Annotated in this window: 11 protein-coding genes; 2 read left to right on the plus strand and 9 right to left on the minus strand. The window is 72.7% G+C overall.

Annotation, left to right across the window (positions count from 1 at the left end; all coding sequences use genetic code 11):
* The 4 genes from ACY5KJ_RS13970 to ACY5KJ_RS13985 all read right to left on the minus strand — a co-directional run.
* A partial coding sequence (locus ACY5KJ_RS13970) for an MFS transporter (protein ID WP_462203538.1) occupies positions 1-1,409 on the minus strand: 1,409 nt, incomplete at its 3' end.
* A 161-nt stretch (positions 1,410-1,570) separates the two neighbouring features.
* Complete coding sequence (locus tag ACY5KJ_RS13975; protein ID WP_462187368.1) at positions 1,571-2,350, minus strand: arsenate reductase ArsC; 780 nt, start codon at positions 2,348-2,350, stop codon at positions 1,571-1,573.
* 36 nt (positions 2,351-2,386) lie between these two features.
* A complete protein-coding gene (locus ACY5KJ_RS13980; RefSeq protein ID WP_462187367.1) occupies positions 2,387-3,118 on the minus strand; it encodes an arsenate reductase/protein-tyrosine-phosphatase family protein in 732 nt (243 codons plus the stop codon).
* Positions 3,119-3,333: 215 nt separating this feature from the next.
* Positions 3,334-4,134 carry an MIP/aquaporin family protein gene (locus tag ACY5KJ_RS13985; RefSeq protein WP_462187366.1) on the minus strand — a complete coding sequence of 267 codons (801 nt, stop codon included), beginning with the start codon at positions 4,132-4,134 and terminating at the stop codon, positions 3,334-3,336.
* 174 nt (positions 4,135-4,308) lie between these two features.
* On the opposite strand from ACY5KJ_RS13985, the gene ACY5KJ_RS13990 reads away from it, so the two are divergent.
* Positions 4,309-4,722: an ArsR/SmtB family transcription factor gene (locus ACY5KJ_RS13990; protein WP_462187365.1), complete on the plus strand. Its 414-nt coding sequence runs from the start codon at positions 4,309-4,311 to the stop codon at positions 4,720-4,722.
* Between the two features lie 120 nt (positions 4,723-4,842).
* Complete coding sequence (locus tag ACY5KJ_RS13995; RefSeq protein ID WP_462203539.1) at positions 4,843-5,277, plus strand: arsenate reductase ArsC; 435 nt, start codon at positions 4,843-4,845, stop codon at positions 5,275-5,277.
* Positions 5,278-5,314: 37 nt separating this feature from the next.
* On the opposite strand, the gene ACY5KJ_RS14000 is transcribed toward ACY5KJ_RS13995, so the two are convergent.
* From ACY5KJ_RS14000 to ACY5KJ_RS14020, 5 genes are all read right to left on the minus strand, one after another.
* Positions 5,315-5,833 carry a MarR family winged helix-turn-helix transcriptional regulator gene (locus ACY5KJ_RS14000; protein WP_462187363.1) on the minus strand — a complete coding sequence of 173 codons (519 nt, stop codon included), beginning with the start codon at positions 5,831-5,833 and terminating at the stop codon, positions 5,315-5,317.
* A 180-nt stretch (positions 5,834-6,013) separates the two neighbouring features.
* Entirely contained in the window at positions 6,014-6,469 is a 456-nt protein-coding gene (locus ACY5KJ_RS14005; RefSeq protein WP_462187362.1) for a cobalamin biosynthesis protein, read from the minus strand.
* The gene (locus ACY5KJ_RS14010) at positions 6,466-8,070 is read right to left on the minus strand and encodes a cobyrinate a,c-diamide synthase (RefSeq protein WP_462203540.1); all 1,605 of its coding nucleotides are present in this window, start codon (positions 8,068-8,070) and stop codon (positions 6,466-6,468) included. Before ACY5KJ_RS14010 ends, ACY5KJ_RS14005 begins: the two co-directional genes overlap by 4 nt.
* Positions 8,064-8,672 (minus strand): cob(I)yrinic acid a,c-diamide adenosyltransferase, encoded by a 609-nt coding sequence (cobO, locus tag ACY5KJ_RS14015; protein ID WP_462187358.1) that lies wholly within the window; start codon positions 8,670-8,672, stop codon positions 8,064-8,066. Before cobO ends, ACY5KJ_RS14010 begins: the two co-directional genes overlap by 7 nt.
* Positions 8,669-8,877: hypothetical protein (locus ACY5KJ_RS14020; RefSeq protein ID WP_462203541.1), on the minus strand; the 209-nt coding region annotated here is incomplete at its 5' end. The genes ACY5KJ_RS14020 and cobO, both read right to left, overlap by 4 nt.

An 8,877-nucleotide genomic window follows, 5' to 3' on the forward strand; every position in this document is an offset into this window, starting at 1 on the left:
GGGGGGAGGGGGGGGGCGAACAGGAGGAGGGATGCCGCGGTGAGGCCGACGATTGCCAGGCGGGGTCCGGTGGGGCCGGCGGCGAGGTGGACGGCGAGGGTGACCATGGCCACGCCGAGGGCGGTGCCCAGGCCGCGGGTCATGTTGACCAGTCCCCCGCCGGTACCCGCCGCGTGGGCCGGGATCGCACTCATGATCGCGGTGTTGTTGGTGGGGGTGTAGAGGCCGAGGCCGAGGCCGAGCACGGCCATCGGGGGGATCAGCCAGGGTGCGGACAGTGGCACGGCGAGTGCGGCGGCGAGTGCCATCGTGCAGGTGACGGCGCCGAGCGCGTAGCGGCGGCGGTCGCTCCACCGGTCGGGTAGGACCGCCCCGGCGCCGCTGGCGGCGAGCGCGAAGCCTCCGGGCAGGGCGGTGAGGACCAGCCCGGCGTGCAGGGGGGAGGTGCCGCGGTCGGTGAGGACGACGGGGACCAGGACGAGCGGGCCGAACAGGACGAGGTAGCCGCACAGCGCGCCGACGAGTCCCCCCGCGAGGGCAGGGATGCGAAGGAGGCGCAGGTCGATCAGGGGTGCCGGCGCGCGGCGTTCCCGTCGGACGAGGCCGTAGCCGGCGAGCGGGGCGAGGATAGCGAGGATGGCGGTGGCCGCGGAGGGCAGGTTCAGGCCGGAGACAGCCGAGACGGCCAGCAGCAGGGTGGTGGTGGCGGTGGCGAAGAGGGCCAGGCCCGGCCAGTCGAAGGGGGCAGGGTCGGTGCGCTGGCGGGTGCGGGGTAGCAGGTAGTAGCCGGCGATGAGGGCGATTGTCCCGACGGGGACGTTGATGGCGAACACCCAGCGCCAGCCGAGAGTGGTGACCAGGGCTCCGCCGAGGGTGGGGCCGAGAGCGAGGCCGAGGGCCTGGGCGGCGGCCTGGACGCCCAGGGCGGCGCGCATCCTCGGGCGGGGTGCGCTGGTGGCGACAAGGGCGACGCTGTTGGCCTGCAGCATCGCGGCGCCGACGGCCTGCGCGACGCGGGAACCGATCAAAGCGGCGAGGCTGGGAGCCAGGCCACAGGCGGCAGAGGCGGCGGTGAAGACGAGGAGTCCGTAGAGGTAGAACTGTTTGCGGCCGTAGGCGTCGGCGAGCCGGCCGACGGGCACCAGCAGGGCGACCAGGGTGAGCAGGTAGGCCAGGGAGACCCAGGTGACTGCAGTGAGCGGGGCGTGGAACTGTGCGCACAGCGGCCCGTAGGCCAGGGTGACGATGCTGGCGTCGAGTTGGCCCATGAACGCGCCGAAGCACACGGTGGCGACCGCCAGCCACCAGCCGCCCGGCAGGTCGCGGACCGCGCGAGGGCGGGCCCGCTCGTGGGCCAGCAGCGACATCAGGGTGTTGCGGGACGCGGAGGTACGCACGCCCGGGTCCATGGCTACCTGCTCCTCCAGCGGAAGCCGCTCACGGCAGGACGCGGCTCTCCAGCTATGTCTGTGACAGATAAACTCTGTCACAGACATAGTAGGCCGGTGCGGGGGCGGATGCCAGGCCGGCCGCTGGACGTGGGCACGCGGGCCGGATAACCGGCCGCGGGCTAGCGGGCGGGCAGAGCCTGGTCGGGCAGGAGGCTGGCAAGCAGGCCGCGCACGCGGGTGCCGATGTCGTCGCGGATGGCCCGTACCCGCTGCGGGGCAGAGACGGCGGGGTCGTCGATGGGCCAGTCCTCATAGCGCTTGCCGGGAACGTAGGGGCAGGTGTCGCCACAGCCCATGGTGATCACGACGTCGGCGGCAGCGAGGATGTCGTCGGTGAGCGGCTTGGGGAACTCCTCGTCCAGACTCAGCCCGATCTCTTTCATCGCGACGATGACCTCGGGGTGGATGCCTTCGGCAGGGTCCGAGCCGCCGGTGCGGATGTGCAGCTGGGTGCCGGCGTAGTGGCGGGTGAACACGGCGGCCATCTGGGAGCGGCCGGCGTTGTGCACGCAGACGAACAGCACCTCCGGGACCTTCTTGGCGATCAGCCCGCGGGTGGTAGCCAATGCTTCAAGGCGTTCCCGGGTGATCTTTTGGAGTCGAAATGAAATAACTTGCGCGTTTCGAACCCTCCACAGGCCTGTGACCTGCGATGATGCTCTCGATCGCGTATTTGTTACTTCATTACGTCCCCTTTCTGCCAGCACCGGCAGGTACAGGGTGACCCGGGCGGTAGCAGCGAAACGGTTGAATGAGTCGGTAAAGACCTCTTCCACGTCGCCTTGGGTGAAGCAGGTTTCGTACTCGTAGGCCAGCCGGCGGATCGCCGCTTTCACCTGGTTGCGCGCGGCCAGATTGAGCCCGGATAGCCGGTCGGCTGGGTGGGTGGAGTCGGTCATGGGACTTATCTCCTTGCCGGAAGAGGGCCGTGCGGGTCAGGCGGGACGGTGCTGATCGACGGTCGCTGCGGCGGGCCGGCCGTTGGCGCCGGCCGCCGCGGCCGGCGCCGGGCCCGCGACGGCTCCCGCGAGCCGTTCAATGCGGGTTGCGAGGTCGGCGAAGGTGTACTCGAAGGCGTCGTCGGTGTCGGTCGGGACCGGGTCGGGCACCGACCAGTGCAGCCGGCGTTCCGTGGGGCGTCGCAGGTGTTCGTGGGCGTTGTCGCAGACGGTCACCACGAGGTCGTCGGGTTGCAGGACGTCGTCGAGGTGCGCTGTGCGCGGGGCGGTGAGGGCCAGGCCGTGGCGACGGGCGACGTCGATCGTGCGGGGGTGGACGGCCGGGGCCGGGTCGGTGCCGGCTGAGGCCGCGGGGACGCTGCTTCGGGCCGTCCATTGCGCGGCGGCCAGCTGCGAGCGTGCGGTGTTGTGGGTGCAGACGAAGACCACGCGCGGCGCCGGGAGGACCGCGGGCGGAAGGAGGGTGGCCAGGGCCTCGGGTACGAGGTGCAGGTAGCTGCGGCGACGGTCGGCCTGCGAGCGGGTCCGCCGGATCAGCCCGGTGCCCTCCAGCGTGGCGAGGTGGTGGGCGAGCAGGTTCGACGGGATTCCGAGCGCGGTGCCCAGCTCGCTCGGGGACGCTTCGCCGAGGGCCAGGGCGTCGACGACGGCCAGTCGCGCGGGCTCGGCGAGCGCCGCATGCAACGCGGCCCTTCGCTCAACTGTCATTGACTCAACGTCCATTGAGGTGATTGTCGGTGTGAGGGTGGCTGCGGTCAAGATGGGCCCGCACGCCACACCCCGGCCACACCGCCGCAGAGACAACTCGGGTCAGCGGCGGGCTGCGCTCCTGCCGGGCACGGACCCGCCAGCATGAGCACCGTTCCCGAATCGAGCGCGGCCCGCGCCTTGCGGCCGGTGCACCGTCCCAGCACGAGCGACGGTCACGTACCGGATATCCCCGATGGACGAGATCGGACGGACTGGTCGGGCTCACCGGCCGCAGCCGCGCCATTCACGCTCGCGGCGGGATGAGCGACGACGACCTCCGCCGCCGCGGCCCGGCCCAGCTGCGGGTAGAACAGGCGGATCAGCCCGGTCCCGACCAGGCCGCCGACGAGCTGCGCGGCGATGAACCCCGGAGCGGACGCCGGAGCAATACCGGCGAAGCTGTCGGAGAACATCCGGCCAGTCGTGATCGCCGGGTTGGCGAAGGACGTGGACGAGGTGAACCAGTAGGCGGCGCCGATGTAGGCGCCGACCGCGGCCGGAGCCTTGTCCGACCGGCCCGAGCGGGCCAGGGCGAAGATGACCAGCAGCAGGCCGGCCGTGGCGACGACCTCGGACAGCAGATGCGGCCAGGTGGCCCGGTGGTGGGTGGAGATCGACACCGCCGACCGGTCGAACATCAAGTTCGCCAGGACGGCGCCGGCGATGCAGCCGGCGACCTGGGCGGGCAGGTAGGCGGCCACGTCCCGCCACGACAGTCCGCCGAAGACGGCGTCGACCGCGGACACGACCGGGTTGAAGTGCGCCCCGGACACCGGCCCGACCATCAAGATGATCGCGAACAGGCCGGCGGCGGTGGCCACCGCGTTCTCCGCTAGTTCCAGGCCGGTCTGGTTCGGGCTGAGCTGCTGGGCGGCGATGCCGGAGCCGATGACGAGGGCGGCCAGCAGCATGCTGCCGACCGCCTCCGCCGCCAACCGCCGGGCGAGATGTGGCTGTGGCTGTTCTCCCGTCATCGCGCGGTCAGGAAGTAGAAGTCCACCGCGGCGTCCACGTCCGAGACGTTCAACGCCAACTGCACCCTCGCCATCCCAACCCTCCAGACATCGACCGATATCTATAGCAACTGCTGGCGCCGAGGATGCGCCCAGGCATAGGCCGCTGTCAATAGCTGAGGCATGCTGGAGGCCATGACCACCGCAACCCGCCCCGCCGCATCGTCGGCCGCCCTACCGCCCCCGGCCGTGACCGCGCGCGCCCCGGACGCGGCGGCCGGGCCTGGAGCGTGGGTGTGTTGCAGCCCGTTGACCCGTCAACCGCTGTCCGCCGAGGCCGCCGCCCGCCTCGCCGGTGTGCTCAAGGCGATCGCGGACCCAACCCGGCTGCGGCTGGTGTCGCTGATCTACGCCCACGAGGGCGGGGAGGCGTGCGTGTGCGAGCTGACCGAGCCGCTCGGGCTGACCCAGCCCACGATCAGCCACCACCTGAAAGTCCTCGTCGACGTCGGCCTGCTCACCCGCGACAAGCGCGGGGTCTGGGCCTACTACAAGGCCGCACCCGACGCCCTCGCCGCACTCAGCACGATGATCAGCCCCTGCTGCTGACGGCGCCCCGGCGCCTACGATCCATGGCCCGGTACGCCGGGACCGAGCCCCGCTCTAGACCCGACCGCATCCATCGGCGTAGCCGGCACGCTGCGCTGTGAGGAAGGCCACGAGACTGCCGTGACCACCAGCCCTGTTGCATCCGTCCTGTTCGTCTGCGTGCACAACGCCGGCCGCTCCCAGATGGCCGCCGGATTCCTGCGACACCTCGCCGGTGACCGGATCGAGGTGCGTTCCGCCGGCTCCCTGCCCGCCGAGCAGGTCAACCCCGCCGCGGTCGCCGCCATGGCCGAGGTCGGCATCGACATCACCGGCCAGAAGCCCAAGGTGCTGACCACCGAGGCGGTGCAGGCCTCCGACTATGTGATCAGCATGGGCTGCGGCGACGCCTGCCCGGTCTTCCCCGGCAAGAACTATCTCACCTGGGACCTCGACGACCCCGCCGGCCAGGGCGTCGACGCTGTTCGCCCGATCCGCGACCAGATCGAGATCCTTATCAAGGACCTCATCGCGGAGATCGGCAGCCGGCCGGAGCGTCCGGGCATCCCAGCCTGACCGCTCTGCCCGCCGAGGTAGATGCCAACGTGCGTGATTACGCCCCCCGGAGATCCGCGCTCAGGGCCCGCCGGTGGCGGCGGGGGACGGGTCCGGCCGTGCGGCGGTCATCGAGCTGTTCGACCAGGCGTGACAGGGCCGGCAAGGCTTCGACGATAACGGCCTGGTCGGCGGCGGCGAGCCGGCCCAGTGCGTCGCCGAGCCTGCGTTCGTGGGCCTCGCGCCACCCCTGCAGATGGCGGGTACCGGTCTCGGTCAACGACACCCGGGCCGCGCGCCGGTCGGCCGGGTCGGTGACCCGCCGCAGAAGATCCGCGTCCGACATCTGTTGCACCAGGGTGCTCACCGTATTCGGAGCCAGGTGGAGCAGGCCGGCGAGTTCACCTACCCGCGCGCCGTCGCGTTCCTGCAGGCACTGCAACAACTCCACCTGGGCCATCGGCAGGGCCTCCCACGGGTAGTCGCTGCGGATACTCGTCCGCAGCACCCGTCGAAGTCGAGTGACGACCTCGGTCAACGCCCGCGCGTCCCGCTCCAGCCGTAGCTGCACCGCCACCCCGACAGGATAGCTAGGAAAGGGCCGGGTTTCACCGGTCGGATCAGCAGGTTCTCCGCGCCGACGATCGCCTGGCGGGATCATCACCCGCTCGTGTTTGTCTTCCTTAACAACACCAGCGGCGCGAGCCGATGCTGATCAAAGTGGTCCGCTCGACCACCCAGCCGACCTGGTCCGCGGTCACGCGGAAGCGCCGCTACCCCGATCCGGCGCGCCATGCCGGGCGATCGCGACCGTCACCCGCCGGCCGGCGCGTTTGGGCACGAGCAGGACCGGCTGTGGCATGGCCGTTCCCAGGGACAGGGGGACAGCGAGGGGGATCAGGCAGGCGGCCTCGGCGACGCTCGGGGTGCCGAGCGCGGCGTGGGCGGCGGCACCGGGATGGGGCACGTCGACGCCTGCGAGCAGGGCGGCGGGATGGCCCACCAGCGGCCAGCCGTGGTGGCGTGCGGCGGCGACGACGCCCGGTTCGTCCCGGCGGGCCTCGACCGTCGCCATCCGGCGCACCGCGCTCATCGGCGCCGCGAGGTCGTGCAGCGCCGCCTCGACCAGCCCCAGGATCTCCGCCGCCGTCACCCCGGGCCGTGCACCGACACCGACGACCAGTCCCCCGTCCCCCGGTTCTGCTCCGGTCACGCCGCGCGGGCGGCGGCGAGCAGGCGGGTGGCGGCGCCGGGTCGTCCGGCCCAGTGCAGATGCAGGTAGGAGGCGTGCACCCGGCGGTGCACGAACCCCTCGGACATCCACGGCGACGCCGCCTGCTCCCCGCCACGCCGGCCACCACCCGCGACGCGTCCCGGCGCAGGCCGGGGAGCGGTTCCGGGTATCGGCAGCCACCACGCCGCCACCCCCGACGGCCCGGGGGGCCCGCCCGCGGCGCCGCCGCGGGCGGGGGACGGCGACCGTGGGTCGGACGGCGACCGGCCGGGTGGGGGCAGCAGGACCGTACGGTGGAACTCGTGGGCGTGCACGGTGGTCCCGGCCGCCGCCAAGGGGCTGTCCGCGGCGGCGATCGCGCTGCGGTAGCCGAGGGTGAGCCGCGGGCCCATCACCGCCTCCACGTCGAGAACCCCGCACATCGGCGCGCCGTCCAGGGTGCGGGCCAGGTAGAGCAGTCCGGCGCACTCGGCGGCGACCGGCCCGCCGCGGGCGGCGAACGCGGCGACCTCGGCGCGTAACCGGGCGTTGTCGGCGAGCGCGGCGACGTGCTCCTCGGGGAAACCACCGCCGATGATCAGGGCGTCGGTTCCCGGTGGCAGCGTCTCGTCGCGCAGCGGGTCGACGGGGACGACGTCGGCGCCCGCGGCGGTGAGCAGCTCGATGTGTTCGGGGTAGCCGAAGGTGAACGCGGCTCCCCCGGCGACCGCGACCCGCGGGGGCCGGTCGGGCACCGCGGGCACCGCCGGGTCTGCTGTCGTGACCGCTACCGGAGCGATCGCTGCCGGGTCCGCCGGTCCGGCCGCGGCGAGCACGGTGGCCGGATCCCAACGTGCGACGCGCAACGGCGGCGCGGTGCGTGCCACCCGCAGCAGGGCGTCGAGGTCGCAGGCGGATCCGACCAGCGCGCCGAGCCGGTCGACGGCGGCGACGGCGGCGGGCCTGCGTTCCGCCGCCGGTACCAGACCGAGATGCCGCGAGGGGGTGTGGACGGCCTGTTCCCGCGGCACCGCGCCGAGCACGGGCACGGCGATGTCGTCGAGTGCCTCGGTGAGCAGGTCGCGGTGACGGGGGGAACCGACCCGGTTGAGGATCACCCCGGCCAGGCGGATCCGCCGGTCGAATCCGCGGAACCCGGCGACGAGCGCGGCGATCGAGCGGGCGGCGCCGGAGACGTCGACGACGAGCACGACGGGGGCGTCGAGCAGCCGGGCGACGTGCGCGGTGGAGGCATGGTCGGCCTGCTCACCGGGACCGGGACGGGCCACCCCGTCGAACAGGCCCATCACCCCTTCGACGACGGCGAGGTCCGCGCCGCGGGCCCCGTGGGCGAACAGCGCGGCGATGCGCGCCGCGCCGCAGAGCACCGCGTCGAGGTTGCGGCCCGGCCGGCCGCAGGCCAGCGCGTGGTAGCCGGGATCGATGTAGTCCGGGCCGACCTTGTGCGGGGAGACGCGCAGGCCGCGGGCGGTGAACGCGGCTATCAGCCCGGTGGTCACCGTCGTCTTGCCGGCGCCGCTGGCCGGGGCGGCGAGAACCAGCCGGGGAATGTCGATCTCCGCCCGGAGCTCGCTCACCATTCAATGCCCCGCTGCCCTTTTTGCCCGGTGTCCATGGGATGGCGGACCTTGGTCATCTCGGTGACGAGGTCGGCGGCGTCGAGCAGCTCCCGGGGGGCGCGCCGCCCGGTGACGACGACATGCTGACGGCCGGGGCGGGAGCGCAGGACCTCGACGACCTCGTTGACGTCGAGCCATCCCCAGCGCAACGGGTAGGTCAGTTCGTCGAGCACGTACAGCCGGTAGGTCTGCGCGGCGAGGTCCCGGGTGATCTGCGCCCAGCCCTCCCGGGCGGCGGCACCTGGGTCACCGTCCGGGTCGACCCGTTCGCGCACCCAGCTCCAGCCCGCGCCCATCTTGTGCCAGGTGACCGGGCCGCCCTGGCCGGAGTCGGCGAGTACCTGCAGCGCGCGTTCCTCGCCGATGCGCCACTTCGCGGACTTGACGAACTGGAACACTCCGACCGGCCAGCCCTGTGACCAGGCGCGCAACGCCAGACCGAACGCGGCCGTCGACTTCCCCTTGCCGTCGCCGGTGTGAACCATCAGCAGCGGCCGGTCGCGGCGCTGGCGGGTGGTCAGCCCGTCGTCGGGGACGGTCTCGGGCTGTCCCTGCGGCGTCAACAGGCCACCTCCCCGGACGTCGTGCGGGACGCCGCGCGAGGAGTGAGATGGTGCAGGGCGTCCAGTGGGATCGTGATGCCGCCGAGGGCGCCCGCGAGCCGCTGGGCCAGGCCCAGGCGCAGGAAACCGTTCTCGCAGTCGACGACGACGCTGCTCAACTCACCCCGGCCGCCGCCACGCCTTCCACCGCCACGCCCCCCGGTAC

It is taken from the genome of Frankia sp. CcWB3 (genome assembly GCF_977927595.1).

Bases quoted from the DNA above. Each gene is read 5' to 3' on its own strand.
- ACY5KJ_RS14010 (WP_462203540.1), bottom strand. From the start codon at position 8,070: ATGGTGAGCGAGCTCCGGGCGGAGATCGACATTCCCCGGCTGGTTCTC.
- ACY5KJ_RS13975 (WP_462187368.1), bottom strand. From the start codon at position 2,350: ATGACCGACTCCACCCACCCAGCCGACCGGCTATCCGGGCTCAATCTG.
- ACY5KJ_RS13990 (WP_462187365.1), top strand. From the start codon at position 4,309: ATGACCACCGCAACCCGCCCCGCCGCATCGTCGGCCGCCCTACCGCCC.
- ACY5KJ_RS13980 (WP_462187367.1), bottom strand. From the start codon at position 3,118: ATGACAGTTGAGCGAAGGGCCGCGTTGCATGCGGCGCTCGCCGAGCCC.
- ACY5KJ_RS13985 (WP_462187366.1), bottom strand. From the start codon at position 4,134: ATGACGGGAGAACAGCCACAGCCACATCTCGCCCGGCGGTTGGCGGCG.